This window comes from Lentzea alba, assembly GCF_011067745.1.
GTDB classification, from domain to species: Bacteria; Actinomycetota; Actinomycetes; order Mycobacteriales; family Pseudonocardiaceae; genus Lentzea; species Lentzea alba.
This window is the reverse complement of sequence record NZ_JAAMPJ010000014.1, coordinates 25,268-47,242: the sequence shown is the minus strand read 5'-3', so window position 1 is coordinate 47,242 and position 21,975 is coordinate 25,268. Positions and strand designations below refer to the sequence as shown.

Sequence of the window (21,975 nt, the reverse complement as noted above, 5' to 3'; positions counted from 1 at the left end):
CTCGGCCGTAGAGGCCGGGATCGACGAGTGACGTGACGTCAGCAGTGAACGGGCACTGCGGCGCGACAGCGTCCACATGGCTCCCCCCATGAGTTTTCGCAGTTCAGGACCATTCAAGCGGCGCTGCACTGCGCACTTGGTCCACGACGCGTCGTGTCTGAACGTAACCACACGATGTCCGACCGTAACCAGGTGCTTTGAACGCTGTCAAGATCGATCGCCCCTCATCGCTCACCTTCTCCGAATTTCTCGCGTTACCGCGAGGTGAATTCAGATCACTTGGACGACATGACGCCGCGCCACATTCCCGCGCTGACCAGGCGAAACGCTTCGACGAAGCATCCCTCGCGAATACAACGGATAACAAAGTGCCCTGTTCAACTGATCCGGTCAGACTCGCCGACTAACTGGAAAGCGCTTGCCTGGCCGATTGTCGATCGTGATACTGAGGGTGATCGTGATGTGGAGCCAATGACGCGCCCCGTCCGCGGGGTCATGAAGGGGTGCCGGTGGACACCGCCACTCGGGCAGAAACTGCCGTCGCGAACGAACACACGGCGGCGATGCGCGGCCCGGCAGATCCGCGCTTCGCACTGGGTGCGTTTCGCCTTTCCGTGTTGCGCGAGACGGCCGCCGAACGGGTCGAGTTGCTCCGGTTGTTCCGGTATGCCGGGCGCGCGCCGGTCGCGGTGCTGGTCGGCGCGCAGGTGATCGGCGTCGCCACGGTCACGCTGAGCGCGCTGTCGATCGGCTGGCTGGTCGGAGCGGTCGCGTCCGCCCACCGGTTCGCCGACGTGCTCTGGCCGCTCGCGGTCGTGCTGGGCATCGTTCTGGCCGACCGTCTGGCTCAGGTCGTGCAGGTGCTGCCGGCCGCGGTCGCGGCGCGGCGCGTGGACGGCGCCGTGCGCTCGCTGGTGCGCCGGATCGCGTTGGCACCGAAGGGAATCGGGCATCTCGACGACCCGGAGTTCCGGGACGACGTCGAGCGCGCCTGCGATCTCGGGATCGGCTGGCGCACGCGGACTCCCGGCAACGCGGCGGTCGGCCAGCTGACGCTGGTGTTCCGAGTGGTCTCCGCCCTGGCCGCGGCCGCGGTCGTCGCCGTGCACTTCCCGTTGCTGGCACTCGGTTTGCTCGTGCTCTCACTGTTGGCACGGATGCTCACTCGCCGGCAGTGGACGTGGTTGGTGGCCTTGGACGATGCCCGGATGGGCGAGCACCGCAAGGCGCAGTACTTCGCGGGCCTGCTCACCGAGGCGGGTCCGGCCAAGGAGGTTCGGCTGTTCGGGCTGGCGGACTGGCTGCTCGACCGGTTCCGGAGCGCGCACGTCGCGGCCCGCCGGCCGGGTTGGAACGCCCGTTCCTCGGTGCTGAAGCGCCAGGGTCTGACGTTCGCCATCGCGGCCGGCAGCGCCGCCGTGACGCTGGTCGTGCTCGGCGCGTCCGGCGAGAGCCCCGCGACGGTGGCGCGCTGCCTCGTCGCGGCCTTCGCGGTGATGAGCCTCGCCACCCTGGGCCAGGAGGCGTTCGACATCGAATACGGTGTGACGACCGTGCGCGCTCTTGACCGGGTCCTCTCCCGGCACGAGCCGCCGGCACCTGGTGCCGCGCGTCGTTCGGCGACCGGCCGGCCGCCGCACGTGCGGTTCGAGAACGTCAGCTTCACCTATCGGGGAACCGATCGCCCGGTGCTCGACGGGCTCACGCTGGAGATCCTGCCCGGCGAAACGCTGGCCGTCGTCGGCGTCAACGGCGCGGGCAAGACCACGCTGATGAAGCTGCTGGCAGGGCTCTACCACCCGGACTCGGGGCGCGTCCTCGTCGACGGTGTCGATCTGCGCGAGATCGACCTGCCTTGGTGGCGGACGCGGATGACCGCGCTGTTCCAGGACTTCATCCGGTACGGGACGACCGTCGCCGACAACGTCGCCTTCTCCGCGCCGGAGCACGTCGGCGACGTCACCGGTGTCGACGCCGCGATCGAGGCGGCCGGCGCCCGCCAGGTCGTCGCCGGGTTGCCGGACGGGACCGGGACCAGGCTGTGGCGCGGCGGCGAGCACGGCGTCGACCTGTCCGGCGGGCAGTGGCAGAAGCTCGCGATCGCGCGCACGTTGTTCGCGGCGGCGCACGGACGTGAGCTGCTGGTGCTCGACGAACCGACCGCTCACCTGGACGTCGAGGCCGAGCAGGAGTTCAACGAACGGGTGGCCGCCGGCGCCCGCGGGGCGTCGATCGTGCTGATCTCCCACCGGCTCTCCAACGTCCGCGGCGCGGACCGGATCGTCGTGCTCGACGGCGGCCGGATCGCCGAGTCCGGTACCCACGAACAGCTGATGGCCGCGGACGGCGGCTATGCCGCGCTGTTCCGCTTGCAGGCAGCGCGATTCGCGGAGGCGGAGGCATGATTCGCCGGGGATTGACGCACCTCGCGGTGCTGCGGCATCTGGCCGGGTTGTCGTGGCGGGTCAGTCGTGCGGGTTCGCTGGTCACCGCCGCCGTGTTCCTCGTGGTGGCGTTCGGCAGTGTGGGTGTGGCGCAGAGCCAGCGGTGGCTGATCGACGGGTTGCAGGAACACGCCCACGATCAGAGCCTCACCTGGCTGATCCTTCCGGTGGTCGTGGTCGCGTTCGCCCATGTGGCCTCGACCATCGCGACCAGGGTCGCGGCGCATCTGCGCGTGAACCTCGTGCAGAAGGTGGAGGTCGACCTGTCCGAGGAGGTCTTCGGTCACGTCGCGCGCGTCCCCACGATCAAGCATCTGGAACGTTCATCCTATTTGGACCGGGTCTACCTCGTTGCCAAGGGCAGCGGGGCGTTGGCCTCCTACGGCTGGTCGATCGCGGAGACCGGTGCCGCCGCGCTGATGGTCGGTCTGAGCGTCTGGCTGCTCGTGCTCGTGCACCCGGCACTGCTGGTGCTCGGGCTGACCACACTGCCGTTGCTCGTGCTCGCCGGCCGCGGGCAGTCGGCGCTGCGGCGGGTCAACGACGAGTGCGCGGAGGCGACCCGGCTCGAAGCGAACCTCCACGGTCTGTGTCTCGACGTGGACGCCGCCAAGGAGATCTGGATCAGCGGTTCCGGGCCCGAACTGTCCACTCGGGCCGACCGGCTGTGGGCTGAGATCACCGGCGCCCAACGCGTGCCGCTGATCCGCGGCACGCTCCTGGACGCGGCGGGCTGGCTCTGCTACCTGGTCGGCCTGGGCGGCGGGCTGGCGCTGGTCGCCGCCGAGGTGATCGCCGGACAGATCGGGATGGGCGCGCTGGTGCTCGTCGCCTCCCTGGCCGCCCAGCTGCGCATGCAGCTGTGGGCGTTGCGCGACAACTACAACAGGGCCGCGGAGGCCGGTCACGTCGTGGGCCACTACCACTGGCTCCGCGACTACGCGGCCGCGTTCGACGACAGCCCGACGCCCGCGCCCGAGCGGCTCACCGACGGCATCACCCTGGACGGAGTCGGCTTTCGCTACAGCGAGGACGGCGCATCGGTGTTGCGTTCGATCAGCGCGCACCTGCCCGCCGGTTCGGTCGTGGGCCTGGTCGGCATCAACGGCGCGGGCAAGTCGACCCTCGTCAAACTGCTGACCGGCCTGTACCAGCCCACCTCCGGGCGGATCCTGGTCGACGGCAAGCCGTTGAGCGAACTCGGTGCACGATCGTGGGCCTCGTCGTCGTGCGGTGTGTTCCAGGACTTCGCCCGCCTGCAACTGCCCGTACGCGAGTCCGTCGGCGTCGGCGACCTGGCAGCGCTCGACAACACGCACGCCATCGTCCGCGCGGTGGACTCCGCGGGCGCGTCGAAACTGGTCGGCGCACTGCCCGACGGCCTCGACACCCAGCTCGGCACGATCTTCGGCGGCGTCGACCTGTCGGGCGGGCAATGGCAGCGAATCGCTCTCGCGCGCGGAATGATGCGCACCTCACCGCTCCTGCTGGTGCTCGACGAACCGACGGCGGCACTCGACCCTCAGGCCGAACACGATCTGTTCGAGAACTTCGCGCGGCACGCCCGCGAGGCGGCCGCTCGCACCGGCGCGGTCACAGTTCTGGTGTCGCACCGGTTCTCGACGGTCAGCATGGCCGACCACGTGATCGTCATCGCGGACGGCGCGATCGTCGAGTCGGGCAGTCACACGGACCTGCTCGAGTCCGGTGGCCGTTATGCGGAGCTCTACGCGACCCAGGCCGCGGCCTACGCGGTGCCGACGGGGAAAGGCAACCCACTCACATGACCGCGGACACCGGATTCGACCTCCAAGGCGCGCGCGTGATCGTCACCGGCGGCGGTGGCGGCATCGGGGCGGCGATGGCGCGCCGGTTCGCCGCCGCCGGAGCGGTGGTCGTGGTCACCGACGTCGACGGCGCCGCGGCGGCCGAGGTGGCCTGGCAGATCGGCGGCCTCGCGATCACCGCGGACGCGGCGAGCGAAGCCGGTGTGCAGCGGACTATCGCGGCGACCATCGAGGAGTTCGGTGCCGTCGACCTGTACTGCGCCAACGCCGGCATCGCACCGGAGGGAGGCCCGGAAGCCGCCGCGGCCTCGTGGACGCGGGCCTGGGACGTCAACGTGATGGCGCACGTCCGGGCGGCCGAAGCGCTCCTGCCGTCCTGGCTGGAGCGGGGCCGCGGCCGGTTCCTCACGACGGCGTCCGCGGCGGGAATGCTGACGATGCTCGGCTCCGCCCCCTACGCCGTCACCAAACACGGCGCGCTCGCCTTCGCCGAATGGTTGTCGATCACCTACCGGCACCGCGGCATCACCGTGCAGGCGCTGTGCCCGCAAGGAGTGCGGACCAGCATGCTCGCCGAGGCCGGGCCCGGCGTGCGTTCCCTGGTGGAACCGACCGCCATCAGCCCGGAGGAGGCCGCCGACGTGGTCGTCGAAGCCCTTGCCGACGACCGGTTCCTCGTCCTGCCGCACCCGGAGATCGCCGATGCCTACCGGGCCAGAGCCGCGGACACCGGCCGCTGGATCGCCGGGATGAACGCGCTGCAACGCAAGATCGAGAAAAAGCGATAGGACGGAGACCCGCGAAACATGCTCATTCTTGGTCTGAGCGGACATTTCTCGGACGAGGACGCGGACCTGACACCGAACGTGGAGGGTGTGCTCACCCAGGGCGCCTTCCACGACGCGGCCGCCTGTCTGATCAAGGACGGCGAACTGCTGGCGGCGGTGGAAGAGGAAAGACTCAACCGGATCAAGCAGACGACGAAGTTCCCCGTCAACGCGATACGCGCGTGTCTCGACACCGCGGGAGTCTCTCCGGCCGAGATCACCGCCGTCGGACACTTCTTCGGCGAGAGCATGCTGGACGAATGGCTCGACGAGACCTACGTGAGCCGTCCCCACCTCCCGCTGCGCAGTGCTCGCGAACTCGTCCTGGCCCGCCTGTCCGAGGCCCTGGGCCGGGAGATGCCGGCCGACCGGCTGTTCTTCGTCCAGCACCACCTCGCGCACGGCATGTCCGCCTACCTCCGTTCGGGGATGCGGGAAGCGCTGGTGGTGGTCATGGACGGGCGCGGCGAGAAGCACTCGACCACCGTCTACCACGGCAAGGACGGACACCTGGAAAGGCTCGCCACCTACGGTCTCGGGAAGTCGCTCGGCGCGCTCTACCTCGCCAACACCCGGCTCCTCGGGTACGGGCTCGGCGACGAGTACAAGGTCATGGGACTCGCACCTTACGGAAACCCGGAGACCTACCGCGAGAAGTTCAGCTCCATGTACGAACTGAGGGACAACGGCGACTTCTTCCTGCGGGAGTTCGCCGTGCCCGGCTTCCGCCCTCGTCGCAAGGGGCAGGAGTTCACACAGGCGCACATGGACTTCGCCGCGGCGCTGCAGGAGACCCTGGAGAAGATCGCCCTGCACGTCCTCGGTCACTGGGCCGACCGGACCGGGCTGCGGGACCTCTGCTTCGTGGGCGGCGTGGCGCACAACAGCACGCTCAACGGACGCGTGCTCGACTCGGGGAAGTTCCGCGAGGTGTTCATCCACCCCGTCTCGCACGACGCCGGAGCCGCCGAGGGTGCCGCCCTGGCGACCGCTCTCCAACTCGGCGAATCCCCTTTCGGACAGCCGCGCCTGCGCAGTGCGAGCGTGGGTCCCGCCCTCGGCACCACGGCGGAGATCGAAAAGGAGCTCTCCTCCTGGAGTGACCTCGTCGAGTTCGAACGACCGGCGGACGTCGTCGACGCGGCCGCCCGACTGCTGGCCGAAGGCGCCGCTCTCGGGTGGGCCCAGGGCCGGTCCGAATACGGGCCACGGGCGCTCGGCAACCGCAGCATCCTCGCCGACGCGCGGCCCGGTGAGAACAAACGGCGGATCAACGCGATGATCAAGAAGCGCGAGGCCTACCGGCCGTTCGCGCCAGTCGTCACGCCGGAAGCCGCCGGCACCTATTTCGACCTGCCGGTCACCCGCGCGAACTACGACTTCATGTCGTTCGTGGTCAAGGTGCGCGAGGACCGGCGAGACGAGCTGGGGGCCGTCACCCACGTGGACGGCAGTGCGCGCCTGCAGATCGTGGCTCCGGATTCCAACCAGCGATTCCACGACCTCGTGCGCAGGTTCGGCGAGTTGACCGGCACACCGGTGCTGCTCAACACCTCGTTCAACAACAACGTCGAGCCGATCGTGCAGACCACACAGGACGCTCTCACCTGCTTCCTCACCACCGGCCTCGACTTCCTCGTCATCGACGACTTCGTGGTGCGCCGACGCGAGGGTGCCTCCCTCGCTCTCGACGGTCTGGCCCCTCGGCTGCGCCCGGCCACCCGGCTCGTCAAGCGGATCAGGCACACGTCCACCGGCAGCCGTCAGCTCTGCCACGAGCTGGTGCTGGATCACCCGAAAGGCGCGACGACGGAGATCTCCGCCGAGCTCTTCGAACTTCTCGAGGGTGCGGACGGAGAACGGTCCGTGAAATCTCTCGCCGGCTCAGCCGGCCTCGGCGACGAGGTCCGGCGCGAACTGCACGACCTGTGGCAGCAGCGATTCTTCACGCTGCGTCCGGTTTGAGTTCTGGAGGTGTTCGTTGAAGCTGGAGACACACACGCTCGTGTCCGAGGAGCACGTCGGCCGATGCAACGTCATGCTTCGCTCGCTTTCCCTGCACTGCGCGGTGCGACCGGTGCTTCACGACGACGGTTCACTGACAGCACGTTCAGTCGACCAGCTGCGTGACGAGTGGCCCGACGCGCTGATCATCTCGCGGACCGAGGCCGACCAGCGCACCGCCGAGCAACTGACCGGACATCCCAAGGTCCGCTGGTGGCGTTCCCACAACATCCGCGCAACCCAACTGGTCGACTACTTCCTGCTCGCAGAACAAGATCGGGTGCTTGCGCTCGACACGGACGTGGTCTTCCTGCGGAAACCAACGGACATCCTGGACTGGGTGTCCGCCGCCGAGGGTGCAAGCCCTCACTTCTTCTACTCTCCGGAGTTCGATCCCGACCCTTCCGGAATCCACTGGCTCCCCGAAGCGGTGCCGGACGCGCCGTTCATCCCTGCCATGTGCTGCGGTTTCGCCGCGGTTCAGGTGGACGAGTTCCTGGACCTCGACTACCTCGAGAACCTCATCGACCGCACCGATCCGGGCATCGTCGGCCGGCAGCGTTTCGTCACGCAGATGTACTACTCGCTGATGGCGGGCCGGCTCCCGGCCCAGCGGGTCGCGTCCCTGGGCGAGCGGTACCGGTCAGGTCCCGTGGAAAATCTGCCGCCCTGCGGGGACAGGGTCATCTGCCACTACTTCGGCTCCGCGGAATCGGGCAGTGGCATCGAGGGGGTGTGGCACAGCTATCCCCACCTTCAACCGATGTTGACGCTCTGAGCGACCCCGGACCGGTGCGGGGTCCAGCGCAGGTGCACGTTCCGGTCCGGAGTGTCCGCCCGCAGCAACGAAAGCCGCGGCCGAACGGCATCGGTGCGCGCGCTCGGCGGTTTCCGGCTGCCCGCCCGGTACTGCACCGGCCAGTCGGCACCGCGGTAGTTCTGTTCGGCCGCCGCGTGCAGGGTCCAGTGCGGGTCGTACAGGTGCGTGCGGCCGAGGGCGCACAGGTCGGCGCGGCCTGCCAGCAGGATGGAGTTCACGTCGTCGTAGGAGGCGATGGCGCCGACCGCGATCACGGCCGCACCGGGCACCTCGTGGCGGATCCGGTCGGCGAACGGGGTTTGGTACGAGCGACCGTACGCCGGGCGTTCGTCCGCCGTGACCTGACCGGTGGAGACGTCGATCGCGTCCGCGCCGTGAGCGGTGAAGGCACGGGCGATCTCCACGGCGTCGTGCTCGGTGTTGCCGTCGGGAACCCAGTCGGTCGCGGAGATGCGCACGATCATCGGGCGCTCGGCCGGCCACACGGCACGCACGGCGTCGAACACCTCCAACGGGAACCGCAGCCGGTTCTCCACTGAGCCGCCGTAGGAGTCGGTGCGCTGGTTCGCGATCGGCGAGAGGAAGGAGGACAGCAGGTAGCCGTGCGCGCAGTGCAGTTCGAGCAGGTCGAAGCCGGCGGTGGCGCCGCGTCGGGCGGCGGCGACGAACTCCGCCTTGATCCGGTCCATGTCGTCGCGGTCGAGGGCGCGCGGGACGGGTGAGCCGGGTCCGTACGGCAGCGCGGACGGGCCGACGGTCTCCCAGTTGCCGTCGGGCAGCGGTTCGTCCATGCCCTCCCACATCAGGCGGGTCGAGCCCTTGCGGCCGGAGTGGCCCAGCTGGAGACCGATGCGCGCGGTGCTCCGCGAGTGCACGAACGACACGATCCGCGCCCAGGAGTCGCGTTGCTCGTCGGTCCACAGACCGGTGCAGCCCGGGGTGATGCGGCCCTCGGGCGAGACGCAGACCATCTCGGTCATCACCAGGCCCGCGCCGCCCATGGCCTTGGAGCCGAGGTGCACGAGGTGGAAGTCGCCCGGCACGCCGTCGACGGCGGAGTACATGTCCATCGGCGAGACGATCACCCGGTTCTTCAGTTCCAAGCTGCCCAGCCGGAACGGCTGGAACATCGCCGGGGCCACTTCCGCAAGCCCTTGGGAGGCAGCGAAAGCGGCGTCGACGCGGTCGGCGAAGTCCGAGTCGCGGGTGCGCAGGTTGTCGTAGGTGATCCGGCGGGACCGGGTCAGCAGGTTGAAGCAGAACCGGGTCGGCTCCTGTCCCGCGTACATGCCGATGTTCTCGAACCATTCCAGCGACGCCTGGGCGGCGCGTTGAGTCGACTCCACGACCGGGCGCCGCTCGGCTTCGTAGGCCGTCAGGGCGGTCTCGACGTCGCGGTGTTCGTGCAGGCAGGCGGCCAGGGCGAGGGAGTCCTCCATCGCCAGCTTGGTGCCCGACCCGATGGAGAAGTGGGCGGTGTGCGCGGCGTCGCCGACGAGGACGAGGTTGCCGTGGTGCCAACGCTCGTTGCGCACGGTGGTGAAGCTGAGCCACTTCGAGTTGTTGGCGAACACCTGGTGCCCGGCCAGTTCCTCGGCGAACAGCTCACGGATCCGTTCGACGGCCCGGTCGTCGGAGGCACCCGGCGGGAACTCCTCGCCGGTGTCGAAACCGGCCCGCCGCCAGACGTCCTCGTGCATCTCGACGATGAACGTGGAACCGCTGTCGGAGTACGGATACCCGTGGACCTGCATGGTCCCCCACTCGGTGTCCTTGATGAAGAACTGGAACGCCTCGAACACCAGGTCCGTGCCGAGCCACATGTACTTGTTGTGCCGCCGGTCCAGGGCGGGCCGGAAGACGTCCGAAAAGGACTGTCGCACCAGCGAGTTGACGCCGTCCGCGCCGACCACCAGGTCGTAGGACGCGCACAGCAGCCCGGCGTCCGGGGCGGGCGTCGAGAAGTGCACCACCACGCCGAGATCGCGGCAGCGCTGTTGCAGCAGGCCGAGCAGCTCCTTGCGGCTCATCGCGGCGAACCCCTGCCCGCCGACGGTGTGGCTCTCGCCGCGGTGGTGGATGTCGATGTCCGTCCAGCGGGCGAACCGGCGCGCCATGGTGTCGGCGAACTCCGGATCGGCGTTCTCGATCCCGCCGAGGGTCTCGTCCGAGAACACGACGCCGAACCCGAAGGTGACGTCCGGGGCGTCGCGTTCCCAGACGGTGACGTCGTGCGCCGGGTCGAGCTGCTTCATCAACGCGGCGAAGTACAGGCCGCCGGGGCCGCCGCCGACTACCGCGATTCTTTTGGCTGCGATCTTCACGTCAGCACCTCGTCCTCGACGATCTTGCGGAGGGTGAACCGCTGCAGCTTGCCGCTGGCGTTGCGCGGCAACGAGGTGCGGAACCGCACGTCGCGCGGGTACTTGTAGGGAGCGATGGTCCGCTTGACGTGGTCCTGGATCTCCTTGGCCTTCGCGGCGTCGCCCTCCACGCCTTCGCGCAACACCACGAAGGCGCACACCACCGAGCCGCGTTCGTCGTCCGGCTTGGCGACGACGGCCGACTCCAGCACGTCGGGGTGCGTGTCGATGGCCTCCTCGACCTCCGGCCCGCCGATGTTGTACCCGGAGGAGACGATCATGTGGTCACTGCGCGCGTGGTAGTGGAAGTAGCCGTCCTCGTCGCGGTGGAAGACGTCGCCGGTGACGTTCCAGCCGTTCACCACGTAGTCCTTCTGGCGCGCGTCGTCGAGGTAGCGGCAGCCGACCGGGCCGATCACGCCCAGCCGCCCCGGCTCGCCTGGGCCGAGTTCCTCACCGTCGGGACCGAGGACGGTCGCGCGGTAGCCCGGCACCGGTTTTCCGGTGGAACCCGGCCGGATGTCGTCGCCGGCGGCGGAGATGAAGATGTGCAACAACTCCGTGGCACCGATGCCGTCGATCACCTTGAGTCCCAACCGGTCCCGCAGCCGTTGCCAGGTCTCCCGCGGGATGTGCTCGCCGGCCGACACCGCGGTCCGCAGGCCGGCGAGTTTCGCCTCGACGCCGTCGCGCAGGATCGCCTTGTACGCCGTCGGCGCGGTCGCGAGCACCGTGACACCGTGCTGCTGCACCAGGTCCGCGAGCTGTGCGGGGGTGGCGGCCTCGACGAGAAGCGCGCACGCGCCCGCCCGCAACGGGAACACGACGAGCATGCCCAGGCCGAAGGTGAACGCGAACGGTGCTGTGCAGGCGACGAGATCGTCCTCGTTCAGCCGCAACACGTGCCGGCCGAAGGTGTTGTCGATGGACAGCACGTCGCGGTGGAAGTGCACGGTGATCTTGGGTGTGCCGGTGCTCCCGGACGTGGGTGCCAGCAGTGCCACGTCGTCGGCCGCGGTGTCCACGGCGGTGAACTCCCCCGGCTTCGTCGCGGCGCGCGCCGCGAGGTCGTCGTACGTCACCACCGTCAGTCCAGGCAGGGACTGAACGTCCTCGGCGAACCGGTCGTCCACCAACGCGATCGACGGACGGGTCCGCTCCACGATCGGCACGAGCTCGCGGGTGCGCAACGCGGCCATGGTGGTCACCACGACTCCCCCGGCCTTCAGCACGCCGAGCCACGCGGCCACCGTCCACGGGTTGTTGGGCGAACGCAGCAGAACCCGTTGTCCCGGCACGAGACCGAGGTCGCCGGTCAGCACCTCGGCCACCTGGTCGGCGCGGGTCCGCAGCTCGCCGTAGGACCAGACCTCCCCGGCGGGCGTGCGCAGCGCCGGGCGGTCCGGCCCGAACCTCGCCACCGGGACGTCGATCAGTTCGGTGGCGGCGTTGAGCCGGTCCGGGTAGGCCAGCTCGGGCGTGGTGAACTCGATCGTCGGCCACAGGGCCGGTGGTGGGAGGTGGTCGCGGGCGAAGGTGTCCATGGGTGAGTCCTTCCGCGGGCGGCGGTCAGGAAGTGACGTCAAGCGGGGCGGATCATGCCCTCCTGGGCAACGGTGGCGAGGTGACGCTGGTCGCGGGTGAAGAACCGGCCGGAACCCAGGCCACGGCCCGAATCGGCGGCGACCGCCTCCTGCACGTACAGCAGCCAGTCGTCGAGCGGTCCCTGGCGGTGGAACCACATGGCGTGGTCGAGGCTCGCGGTGACCAGCCCCGGTTGAGCCCACGGCAGGTCCAGCACGCGCAGAACGGGTTCGAGGATCGTGTAGTCGCACACGTAGGCCAGCGCGGCGAGGTCGCGCTGGGCGTCGGTCAGCCCCTCGACCGGGCGCAGCGGGTCGAACGGCTTGATCCACACCGCCTGGTGCGGGACCCGTTCGCCGTCGACCGCGAGGTAGACGGGACCGGGCACGTGCCGCATGTCGAAACTGCGGCCGCCGGACCAGTAGGCCTTCGACTCCTCGGTCATCGTGCCGCCACTGCGCTCGGCGAGGTAGTCCGCCGAGCTGGGCAGCGCTTCCGGAGCGGGCAGCTCCGCGACGAACTCGGCCGCGAAGCTGCCACCGGGCTCGCCGGCGGCGAAGTTCGCCAGGCAGACGTAGAGCGGCTTGCCGTTCTGGTAGCCGCGGACCTGCCGGGTGCTGTAGCCCCGGCCGTCGCGCAACAGCTCCACCTCGTACCGCACCTGTGCGCCGATGTCGGCCGGACGCAGGAAGTAGCTGTGCATGGAGTGCATCGTCTTGCCGTCGGTCACCGAACGCATGGCCGCGGCGGCCGCGGCGGCGACCAGGTCCCCGCCGTAGGCCTTGGGCCACGGGCAGGGCTGGGTGACGGCGGTGAAGGCCAGGTCGAAGTGCTCCGGCTCGGCCTTCTCCAGAGTGATGGCCTCGGTGAAGATCGCGGACGTCCCCAGCGGTTCGCTCATCGGGTCAGCCAGTCGCGGAGGTCCTCGTCCGGGACGTCGTCCAGGTTGACGACGATGTTCTCCGGCGTCCGGGTCGTCATCCACGTGAGCGACTTGTTGCGGTCGAGGTTGCACTCGATGTGCGGCATGAACGGCGGCACGAACACCCAGTCGCCCTCCTCCATGTCGACGTAGTCCTCGAACTTCTCGCCGAAGTAGATCCGCGCGCGGCCGGACAGCACGTATCCCCCGGTCTCGGCCTCACCGTGGTGGTGGGTGACCGAGCGGTAGCCGGGTTCGTTGGTGACCTTGCCGAACCACAGCTTCGTGGCCGGGGTGTGCTGGATGCTCACGCCGGAGATCCGGATCGCGCCACCGGAGTTCGCGGTGTCGGGGTTCTCGCTGCCACCGCGCGTCACCACCGGGGCGACCAGGCCGCTGGGCAGCCGGTACATCGAGTTGTCGCCTTCGAGCTGGTACCTGCTCAGGTCGGGCTCCATATCTCGTATTCTTCACGACCGTCAGCTAGTGTCAATACGCATGAGGCCCGTAGCAGTGAACCCTGCCAGCCTTGCGGCCCCGAGCGGCTACTCGCACGGAACGCTCGCCGGCACCACGCTGTACCTGGGTGGGCAGACCGCCCTCGACGCCGACATGAAGATCGTGCCCGGCGGCATCGTCGAGCAGTTCCGCCAGGCGTTCGGCAACGTCCTGACCACGCTGCGCGCAGCGGGCGGCGAGCCTGAAGACCTGGTCAGCATCACGATCTACCTCACCGACATCCCGGACTACCAGGCGCACGGCAAGGAGATCGGCAAGGTGTGGCGCGAGCTCGCCGGGCCCGTCTACCCGGCCATGGCGGGCATCGGCTGCACCGCGCTGTGGCAGCCGGAGGCGCTGATCGAGATCCTCGGGGTCGCCGTGATCCCGGAGCACCGCCTGATCAAGCAATAGCGTTTTCATGATCAGCGAAATGGAGACGCAATAGTGAAGCTCGCTTCTGTGACCGTCGACGGGGTGCGGCGTGCGGGTCTGGTGGACGGGCAGTCGATCACGCTGCTGTCCACCACGGTCGACGACATCGTGCGGGGCGGTCCTTTGGGCGTTCGTGGTGAGGTCCTGCCGCTGGCCGAGGCCCGCCTGGAGGCGCCGGTGCACCGCTTCAACCGCGACGTCCTGTGCACCGGCTGGAACTACCTCGACCACTTCGAGGAGCTGAAGGGCAAGCGCGGCGGAGGGGAACCGTCCTCCCTGCCCGAGCACCCGACGTTCTTCACCAAGGGCCCGGACACGGTCATCGGCCCGTACGACGACATCGCCTACGACCCGGACATCTCCGCGAGCTGGGACTACGAGGCCGAGATCGCGATGGTCATCGGCCGCGACGGCCGGTCCATCCCGGAGGAGAAGGCCCTGGACCACGTCTTCGGCTTCCTCGTGGCCAACGACGTCTCCCAGCGCGATCTCCAGCGCGCGCACGGCGGGCAGTGGCTCAAGGGCAAGAGCCTCGACGCCACCATGCCGCTCGGCCCGTGGCTGACCACGACCGACGAGGTCGACCTCACCGGCATGCGGGTGCAGTGCGAGGTCAACGGCGTGCTGCTGCAGAACGCCTCCAGCGCGCAGATGGCGTTCTCCTTCGCCCGGATCATCGCCGAGCTCAGCCACGGCATGACCCTGCGCGCCGGCGACGTGATCCTCACCGGTACGCCGAGCGGCGTCGGGAACGCCCGTGAGCCGCAGCTCTTCCTGCGCGACGGCGATCTCGTGGTGACTCGTGTCAGCGGTCTGGGCGAGCTGCGCAACACTGTCACCCTCACGGATCTCCACCAAGAGGGATGAGACACCGGGAAGGAGAACGCCCTGAACGTCGCGGTGAAAAGTGACGCCGACGTGGCTCTCGCCGGGCGCGACCGGCTCGGCCCGCTGATCGTCACGATCTTCGGCCTGTACGCGCGTGGCGAGGACAACTGGTTGTCCGTGGCGTCCGTCGTGCAGCTCATGGCGGAGCTCGGCGTGGAGGGCCAGGCGGTGCGCTCGTCGATCTCCCGGTTGAAACGCCGTGGCGTGGTCCGCAGCGACCGCCGCGACGGCGCCGCCGGTTACGCCCTCGCCGAGCCGACCCTGGAGATGCTCGCCGAGGGCGACGCGCGGATCTTCGAACGCCGGCGCGCCACCGCCGAGGACGGGTGGCTCGTGGTCGTGTTCTCCGTGCCCGAGTCCGAACGCGACAAGCGCCACGCCCTGCGCACCAGCCTGACCCAGCTGGGTTTCGGCACCGCCGCGCCCGGCGTGTGGGTGGCACCCGGCAACCTGGCCACCGAGACCCGGCGCACCCTGGCCCGCCGCGGGCTGTCCGAGTACGTCGACATCTTCACCGGCCACCACTTCGCGTTCGGGGACCTGCGGTCGAAGGTGCGCGCGTGGTGGGACCTGGACGAGCTGGCCGACCTGTACGCCGACTTCCTGCGCCGCCACCGTCCCGAGCTCGACGTCGGCGTCACGACGCCGGACCAGGCGTTCCGGCTGTACGTGCCGATGCTGACCCAGTGGCGGCGGCTGCCCTACAGCGACCCCGGACTCCCCCTGTCACTGCTTCCGCCCGGGTGGAACGGCGTGACGGCGGAAGCGTTGTTCGAGGAGCTGAACACCACGCTCAGCGCGCCGGCGCGGGAACACGCGCTGGCCGTGATCCACCGCGGCTAGCGTCAGAAACCACAGCCCTCCGGCGACCACGTCTGGTCGTTCGCGTTGCTGCCGTCCGCCCGCACGACCCGCACCTCGACGCACAGCGTGCCCGACGCGCTCAGCTCGATCGACGCCACGTCGACGGTGCCGGTCTTCAGCTCGTCGTTGGTGCGCCACACGAACTTGTCACCGGACCGCGCCCCCTCGTAGGTCCACGTGAACCGGAGCGTCTGCGGGTTCACGCGGGTCGCGGTGACGAAGGGCTTGTCGGAGGTTCCGCTCTGCGTGGTCGACACGTTCGGCGGTTGCGCGCCGACCTGGGCGGGCAGCGAACCGTTGTCGCGCATGAGAAGCGCGCTGGTGACGACCACACCGGCGGCGACGCCCGCCGCACCGGCGTACAGCGGCCAGCGAGGCTTCCGGCGCGCGGGCGGGTCCGCCGGGACGACGACGGCCTCCAGCCCGGTGGTGGGAGCCGACTCGTCGTGGATCTCCCGCAGCCGCCGCGCGAACTCGCCGGCCGACGCCGGACGCGCGGCCGGATCAGCCGCCATCGCCTGGCGCAGCAGGCCTTCCAGCGGCTGCGGCACCCGGCCGGACGGCCTGCCGAGCAGGATCCGCTGTTCGATCGCCGTGCGGGTGTTGTCGCCGCGGGGCACCACGAACGGCGAGTGGCCGGCCAGGAGGTGCCACACCGTCGCGCCGAGCGAGAAGACGTCCGCGCGGACTCCGTGGCTGCCGCTGCTGATCACCTCGGGAGCCGTCCACGGCAGCCGGTCGCGGCCGATGGTGCCGAAGTCGGTGAGGTAGACCTGTCCGCGGTCGCCGAGCAGGACGTTGGCCGGCTTCACGTCGCGGTGGATCACGCCGGCCTGGTGCGCGGCGTGCAACGCGTCCGCGACGTCGGCGCCGATCTCCACCACTCGCCCGAACGGCAACGGTGCCGCAGCGGCCAGATCGCCGTTCGGGAAGTACCTCATCACCAGGTACGGCAGTCCGGCGCGGGTTCGTCCGGCGCGGTGCACCGGCACGATGCCGGGATGCCTGAGCTCCGCCACGGTGCGGATCTCGTTCACGCGCGGTGAGTCGACGAGCAGCTTCACCGCGGCGTCGCCGTCCGCGCCGCGGTAGAGATGAACGTTCTTGCCCAACGGTCTGACGTACCGGAAGCCGGGGACCTCCGGTAACTCCTCTGTCATTCGCCACCTCGTCGTCGGCGACGCGGTCGGGTGGCCCCGCCCACCCGACCGCATCGGACACTCTGCCCGGGGTTGAATTAATCCACCGATCGGGTGACTGTCAACCGTCAAACCACCAGTTGAGACGCGGCGAGGCACGCCGCTGCATCAGCCCGTCACCCCGGTGACCAGGGACTACGAGGCGAGTGGGACGTCACCTCCGACGCCCCACTGAGCAGTGAACTGACTGCGGACGTACCAGTTGCCTTCCCACGGACGCCACACGGCGAGGTCGGTCACGCCGTCGCCGTTGAAGTCGCCGGGAACCGGGATGTCCCCGCCGACACCCCACTGGGTCGTGCTGATCCCACGCACGTACCAGTTGCCCTCCGACGGACGCCACACCGCAAGATCCGCGACGGCGTCGCCGTTGTAGTCGCCCACAACAGGAACGTCACCGCCCACGCCCCACTGAGTCGTGCTGATCCCACGCACGTACCAGTTGCCTTCGGACGGACGCCACACCGCGAGATCCGTGATGCCGTCACCGTTGTAGTCGGCGGCAACGGGAACGTCCCCGCCGACACCCCACTGGGTCGTGCTGATGCCACGCACGTACCAGTTGCCCTCCGACGGACGCCACACGGCGAAGTCCGTTACACCGTCACCGTTGTAGTCACCGGGAACCGGGATGTCGCCACCGACGCCCCACTGGACCGTGCCGATGCCACGCACGTACCAGTTGCCCTCCGACGGACGCCACACCGCGAAGTCCGTCACGCCATCACCGTTGTAGTCGCCCGGAACCGGGATGTCCGCACCGATGCCCCACTGAGTGGTGCTGATCCCGCGCACGTACCAGTTGCCCTCCCACGGCCGCCAGACCGTCAGATCCGTTGTGCCGTCCCCGTTGTAGTCGCCTTCCGGACCCCACAAGGTGAACAGCGAGTACAGCAGCCGGTTCGGCGAACCCGCGCCGGGACCGCCGACCACGCCGGCCGTCGCGTTGCGGACGATCGCGTCGTGCACTCGGTCGGCGGGGGCCGCCGGGTGCCGTTGCAGGTACAGCGCCGCCACACCGGCCACGTGCGGCGTGGCCATCGAGGTGCCGCTGATCGAGTTGGTCGCCGTGTCACTGGTGTTCCAGGACGACGTGATGCCGACACCAGGTGCGAACAGGTCGGTGCAGCCACCGAAGTTCGAGAAGGACGCCCTGGCGTCGTTGGTGCCCGTGGCGTTCACGGTCAAAGCTTGCGCGACCCTGGCAGGCGAGGTCTGACAGGCGTCGGCGTTGGAGTTGCCCGACGCCACCGCGTAGGTGATGCCGGACGCGATCGAGTTGCGGATCGCCGTGTCCAGCGGGTCGAACGCGCCACCGCCCAGGCTCATGTTCGCCACCGCCGGCCTGACCGCGTTGGCGGTCACCCAGTCCACTCCGCTGATCACCCCGGCGAAGCTGCCGCTGCCGCCGCAGTTGAGCACCTTGACAGCGACCAGCCGCACCGCCTTGGCCACGCCGTACTCCGCGCCACCGATCGTGCCCGCCACGTGCGTGCCGTGGCCGTTGCAGTCGGTGTTGTTGCCGTCTCCCGTGGTGTTGGTGCCCCAGCTCGCGCGTCCGCCGAACGTCGAGTGGGACACGCGGATGCCCGTGTCGATCACGTAGGCGCGTACGCCTCCCGCAGTCGGGCCGTAGTGGTAGCGCTGGTCCAGCGGCAGGTTCCGCTGGTCGATCCGGTCCAGGCCCCACGACGGCGGGTTCACCTGAACGCTGTCCGCCTTGACCTCCGCGTCCTGGTACACCGCCGCGACACGAGGATCACGGGCCAACGCCTTGGCGTCCGCCGCGTTGGCGTTGACCGCGAAACCCTGCAGCGCGTGCTGCCAGCTCGCGGTCACCTTTCCGTTGTACTGCTTGGCGAGCGAACCCGCGCTCGTCGCCGCCACACCGTTGCGGAGCACGACCACGTACTGGTCCGCGATCGCCTTTCCCACCGGTGCGGCGATGACGACCCCTGGTGCCGCCGACGCTGTGGCCACGCACGTCGACAACCCGGTCGCGGCCACCACGATCCCTACAAGCGCACGCCGTATGGCGCGTCTGCCCGAGGTTTTCACCAACGCCCCTCTCATCCGAGACAAGCCTTGTGCAGGCGCACGGACCGCGATCGGCCGATCGCGCAACGGAACCGTGACGCCCGTGAGAGACGTCGTCGCAGCAGAGGTTTCGTAACCGGAAAATGTGGGTAAGGGTCCAAATGACTCCGTCGAGACCACCCGGCTACGCGAGGTGCCCGTCGCGTCCCGGCGCAAACAGCAGCCGCCGTTCTGGTCCTTTCGCGGCGCGGTCTGTGCTTTTGGGCCGCGAGGGGGAGGATTTGAGGCGTGGGCGACGACTGGGTGTTCGGCTTCGGGTCCAACTCGTGGGAGGACCTCGTCGGAAAGCTGTTCGGCGGACTGGGCAGGCCGCCGTCCGCGACGCGGCGCACGGACCACTTCGGCCGCGATCTCACCGCGGCCGCGCGGGACGGGCTGCTCGATCCGGTGGTCGGCCGCGAGGACGTGATCGACGAGGTGCTCGAGGTGTTGTCCCGGCGCACCAAGAACAACCCCGTGCTGATCGGGGATCCGGGCGTGGGCAAGACCGCCGTCGCCGAGGGCATCGCGGCCCGGATCGCGAGCGGCGAGGTCCCGGCCACGCTGCGGGACCGGCGGCTGATCTCACTGGACCTCGCGGGCATGGTCGCCGGAGCGAAGTACCGGGGCGAGTTCGAGGAACGGCTGCAGAGCGTCATCGAGGAGGTGGCCGCGACCGACCGGATGGTGGTCCTGTTCATCGACGAGCTGCACACCGTGGTGGGCGCGGGCAGCGCGGAAGGCGCGCCGCTCGACGCCGCGAACATGCTCAAACCCGTGCTCACCACCGGGAGACTGCAGGTCATCGGAGCCACCACGGCCGACGACTACCGGCGGCACATCGCGAAGGACGCCGCGCTGGAGCGGCGGTTCCAGCCGATCCTGGTCGCCGAGCCGTCGGTCGACGAGACGATCGCGATCCTGCGCGGCCTGCGCGCCCGGTACGAGATGCACCACGGGGTGCGGATCTCGGACGAGGCGATCGTGTCCGCCGTGGAGCTGTCGGCCCGCTACGTCACCGATCGGTTCCTGCCGGACAAGGCGGTCGACCTCGTGGACCGCGCGGGCGCGCGCGTCCGGATGCGGGAGAAGTCCCCGATGCCACCGGACCCGGTGCGGCTCGAACAGCGGGTGCGCCGGCTGGAGCAGGACAGGTCCACCGCGCAGGGCGAGGACGCGCTGCGCCTCGACGACGAGCTCGACCGGGCCGTGGCCGATCTGGAGGCCGCTCGCGCCGCGCTGGCCGACGCACCCGAGGTCGGGGCGAACGACGTCGCCGAGGTCGTCTCCCGCAGCACGGGCATCCCGGTCGCCCGGCTCACCGAGGCCGAGCGGCATCGCCTGCTGCACCTGGAGGACCACCTGCACCAGCGGATCATCGGGCAGGACGAGGCGGTGGAGGCGGTCGCCGACGCGGTCCGCCAGGGCCGGGCCGGCCTCAAGCACCCGCGCCGGCCGGTCGGCTCCTTCCTGTTCCTCGGCCCGACCGGGGTGGGCAAGACCGAGGTCGCGCGGGCGTTGGCCGAGGCGCTCTTCGGGGCGCCGGACCGGCTGATCCGGTTCGACATGAGCGAGTTCTCGCAGCAGCACGCGGTCACGCGGCTGATCGGCGCGCCACCGGGGTATGCGGGCTACGACGACGCCGGTCAGCTCACCGGCGCGGTCCGGCGCGCACCGCACTCGGTGCTGCTGCTGGACGAGATCGAGAAGGCGCACACCGACGTCTTCAACACGCTGCTGCAGGTGCTCGACGCGGGCAGGCTCACCGACGCCCAGGGGCGCACCGCCGACTTCGCCAACACCGTGATCATCATGACCAGCAACATCGGCGCCGACCAACTGCTCGCCGCGGCCACCTCGGGTGTCCCGGTGGAGCAGCTGCGGGAGCCGTTGACGGCCGCGGTCCGCCGGTACTTCCGCCCGGAGTTCCTCAACCGGCTCGACGAGATCATCCTGTTCCGCGGCCTGGACTCCGGGCAGCTGCGGCAGATCACCGGGCTGCTGCTCGAACGCACCCGCCAACGGCTGCGCGAGCAGGACATCACGCTGGAGGTGGACGAACGCGCCGTCGACTGGCTCGCGTCGCGCGGCTACGTCCCCGAGTACGGCGCCCGGCCGTTGCGCCGCACCATCGCCAAGGAACTCGACCGGCGGCTGTCCCGGGCACTGCTCGCGGGCGAGTTGCGCGCCGGGCAGCACGCCGTCGTCACGGTCACCGACGAGGGACTGTCCCTGACCGTCACCGATCCCCGTTGACCCTCTCACGGTGAGAGGGTCCAGGCTGTGCAGGTGATCATCGAGAACGTCGCGTTCCCCTCCGGTCAGCACTGCGAGACCACCGCGCTCGGCGCTCTGCTGCGCCACGAGGGCCTCGAGTTGTCCGAGCCGATGCTGTTCGGTCTCGGCGAAGGCCTGGGCTTCGTCTACTGGGACGCCAAGAACATGGACTTCCCGTTCCTCGGCGGGCGCGTCAAACCGGCCGCGCTCACCCGGACCGCCTGCGACCGGCTGGGTCTCACCCTGCACGTCCAGGAGACCGCCTCACCTCGCAAGGCCTGGCAGAACGTCGCCGACGCCCTCGCCGCGGGACGCCCGGTCGGTCTGCAGCTGGACTCCTACCACCTGGACTACTTCACGACGAAAGTCCACTTCGGCGGCCACTTCGTCGCGATGTACGGCTACGACGACACCCACGCCCACCTGATCGACACCGCTCAGCAGGGCGGTGCCGTCACGACCACGCTGACGAGCCTGGCGCGGGCCCGCGGCGAACGCGGGCCGATGACCGCCCGCAACCTCTCGTACACCATCACCTCCACCGGCCGGCCCGATCTGGGCGCCGCTGTCCGAAAAGCGATCTCCAGCAACGCGCAGGCGTTCCTCAACCCGCCCATCGCGAACCTCGGCCACCGCGGCATCGCCAAGGCGGCCCAGCAGGTGACGCGGTGGCTCGACCGCTCGGGCGACCCGTCCCGCGATCTTCCCCTCGCCGCGATGCTGATGGAACGCGGCGGCACCGGCGGCGCGCTGTTCCGCGTGATGTACCGCGACTTCCTCGCCGAAGCCACCACGATCGTCGATGACGACGACCTCCGCCTCGGTCACCAGCTGTACGCCGAGATCGCGCCACTGTGGACAGAGGTTTCGCGGCACATCGCGGCCGCCGGGGAGACCGGCGACCCGGACCACCTCGCCCGCGCTTCGGCGATCCTCACCGACCTCGCGGCCAAGGAACACCGCGCCATGCAGGTCCTCGCCGGCTGA

The 21,975-nt window shown here is 69.6% G+C and carries 16 protein-coding genes; 10 read left to right on the top strand and 6 right to left on the bottom strand.

The features are described 5' to 3' along the window. The first annotated feature begins 509 nt into the window (after window positions 1–509). Genes G7043_RS50155 through G7043_RS38350 form a run of 5 tightly spaced genes read left to right on the top strand, consistent with a single transcriptional unit; the run spans window position 510 to window position 7,840 of the window. Window positions 510–2,405 carry an ABC transporter ATP-binding protein gene (locus G7043_RS50155; protein WP_166053617.1) on the top strand — a complete coding sequence of 632 codons (1,896 nt, stop codon included), beginning with the start codon at window positions 510–512 and terminating at the stop codon, window positions 2,403–2,405. Next, the gene (locus G7043_RS38365) at window positions 2,402–4,231 is read left to right on the top strand and encodes an ABC transporter ATP-binding protein (RefSeq protein ID WP_166053616.1); all 1,830 of its coding nucleotides are present in this window, start codon (window positions 2,402–2,404) and stop codon (window positions 4,229–4,231) included. The genes G7043_RS50155 and G7043_RS38365 overlap by 4 nt, the downstream gene beginning before the upstream one ends. Then, entirely contained in the window at window positions 4,228–5,019 is a 792-nt protein-coding gene (locus G7043_RS38360; protein WP_166053615.1) for an SDR family oxidoreductase, read from the top strand. The genes G7043_RS38365 and G7043_RS38360 overlap by 4 nt, the downstream gene beginning before the upstream one ends. An 18-nt stretch (window positions 5,020–5,037) precedes the next feature. Then, on the top strand, window positions 5,038–7,023 hold the full coding sequence (locus tag G7043_RS38355; RefSeq protein ID WP_166053614.1) for a carbamoyltransferase family protein: 1,986 nt from the start codon (window positions 5,038–5,040) through the stop codon (window positions 7,021–7,023). A 16-nt stretch (window positions 7,024–7,039) separates the two neighbouring features. Continuing rightward, a complete protein-coding gene (locus G7043_RS38350) occupies window positions 7,040–7,840 on the top strand; it encodes a hypothetical protein (protein ID WP_166053613.1) in 801 nt (266 codons plus the stop codon). Here G7043_RS38350 and G7043_RS38345 read toward each other — a convergent pair. From G7043_RS38345 to G7043_RS38330, 4 genes are read right to left on the bottom strand one after another with little or no spacing between them, the layout of a single operon-like run. Continuing rightward, on the bottom strand, window positions 7,819–10,200 hold the full coding sequence (locus tag G7043_RS38345) for a bifunctional salicylyl-CoA 5-hydroxylase/oxidoreductase (RefSeq protein WP_166053889.1): 2,382 nt from the start codon (window positions 10,198–10,200) through the stop codon (window positions 7,819–7,821). The genes G7043_RS38350 and G7043_RS38345 overlap by 22 nt on opposite strands. Window positions 10,201–10,202: 2 nt before the next feature. After that, window positions 10,203–11,789 (bottom strand): AMP-binding protein, encoded by a 1,587-nt coding sequence (locus G7043_RS38340; RefSeq protein ID WP_166053612.1) that lies wholly within the window; start codon window positions 11,787–11,789, stop codon window positions 10,203–10,205. Window positions 11,790–11,827: 38 nt separating this feature from the next. After that, on the bottom strand, window positions 11,828–12,730 hold the full coding sequence (locus G7043_RS38335; protein ID WP_166053611.1) for an acyl-CoA thioesterase: 903 nt from the start codon (window positions 12,728–12,730) through the stop codon (window positions 11,828–11,830). Beyond that, the gene (locus tag G7043_RS38330; protein WP_166053610.1) at window positions 12,727–13,209 is read right to left on the bottom strand and encodes a cupin domain-containing protein; all 483 of its coding nucleotides are present in this window, start codon (window positions 13,207–13,209) and stop codon (window positions 12,727–12,729) included. The genes G7043_RS38335 and G7043_RS38330 overlap by 4 nt, the downstream gene beginning before the upstream one ends. A 40-nt stretch (window positions 13,210–13,249) precedes the next feature. On the opposite strand from G7043_RS38330, the gene G7043_RS38325 reads away from it, so the two are divergent. From G7043_RS38325 to G7043_RS38315, 3 genes are read left to right on the top strand one after another with little or no spacing between them, the layout of a single operon-like run. After that, window positions 13,250–13,663, top strand: coding sequence for a RidA family protein (locus tag G7043_RS38325; RefSeq protein WP_166053609.1), 414 nt, complete (start codon window positions 13,250–13,252; stop codon window positions 13,661–13,663). A gap of 33 nt (window positions 13,664–13,696) precedes the next feature. Beyond that, window positions 13,697–14,551 (top strand): fumarylacetoacetate hydrolase family protein, encoded by an 855-nt coding sequence (locus tag G7043_RS38320; protein WP_166053608.1) that lies wholly within the window; start codon window positions 13,697–13,699, stop codon window positions 14,549–14,551. Window positions 14,552–14,602: 51 nt separating this feature from the next. Beyond that, a complete protein-coding gene (locus G7043_RS38315) occupies window positions 14,603–15,415 on the top strand; it encodes a PaaX family transcriptional regulator (RefSeq protein ID WP_313888279.1) in 813 nt (270 codons plus the stop codon). A 2-nt stretch (window positions 15,416–15,417) separates the two neighbouring features. On the opposite strand, the gene G7043_RS38310 is transcribed toward G7043_RS38315, so the two are convergent. Continuing rightward, complete coding sequence (locus tag G7043_RS38310; RefSeq protein WP_166053607.1) at window positions 15,418–16,596, bottom strand: serine/threonine-protein kinase; 1,179 nt, start codon at window positions 16,594–16,596, stop codon at window positions 15,418–15,420. Window positions 16,597–16,770: 174 nt separating this feature from the next. Further along, complete coding sequence (locus G7043_RS38305) at window positions 16,771–18,642, bottom strand: S8 family serine peptidase (RefSeq protein WP_166053606.1); 1,872 nt, start codon at window positions 18,640–18,642, stop codon at window positions 16,771–16,773. Between the two features lie 318 nt (window positions 18,643–18,960). On the opposite strand from G7043_RS38305, the gene G7043_RS38300 reads away from it, so the two are divergent. Beyond that, window positions 18,961–20,967, top strand: coding sequence for an ATP-dependent Clp protease ATP-binding subunit (locus G7043_RS38300; protein ID WP_166053605.1), 2,007 nt, complete (start codon window positions 18,961–18,963; stop codon window positions 20,965–20,967). A 33-nt stretch (window positions 20,968–21,000) separates the two neighbouring features. Beyond that, on the top strand, window positions 21,001–21,975 hold the full coding sequence (locus G7043_RS50150; RefSeq protein ID WP_166053604.1) for a BtrH N-terminal domain-containing protein: 975 nt from the start codon (window positions 21,001–21,003) through the stop codon (window positions 21,973–21,975).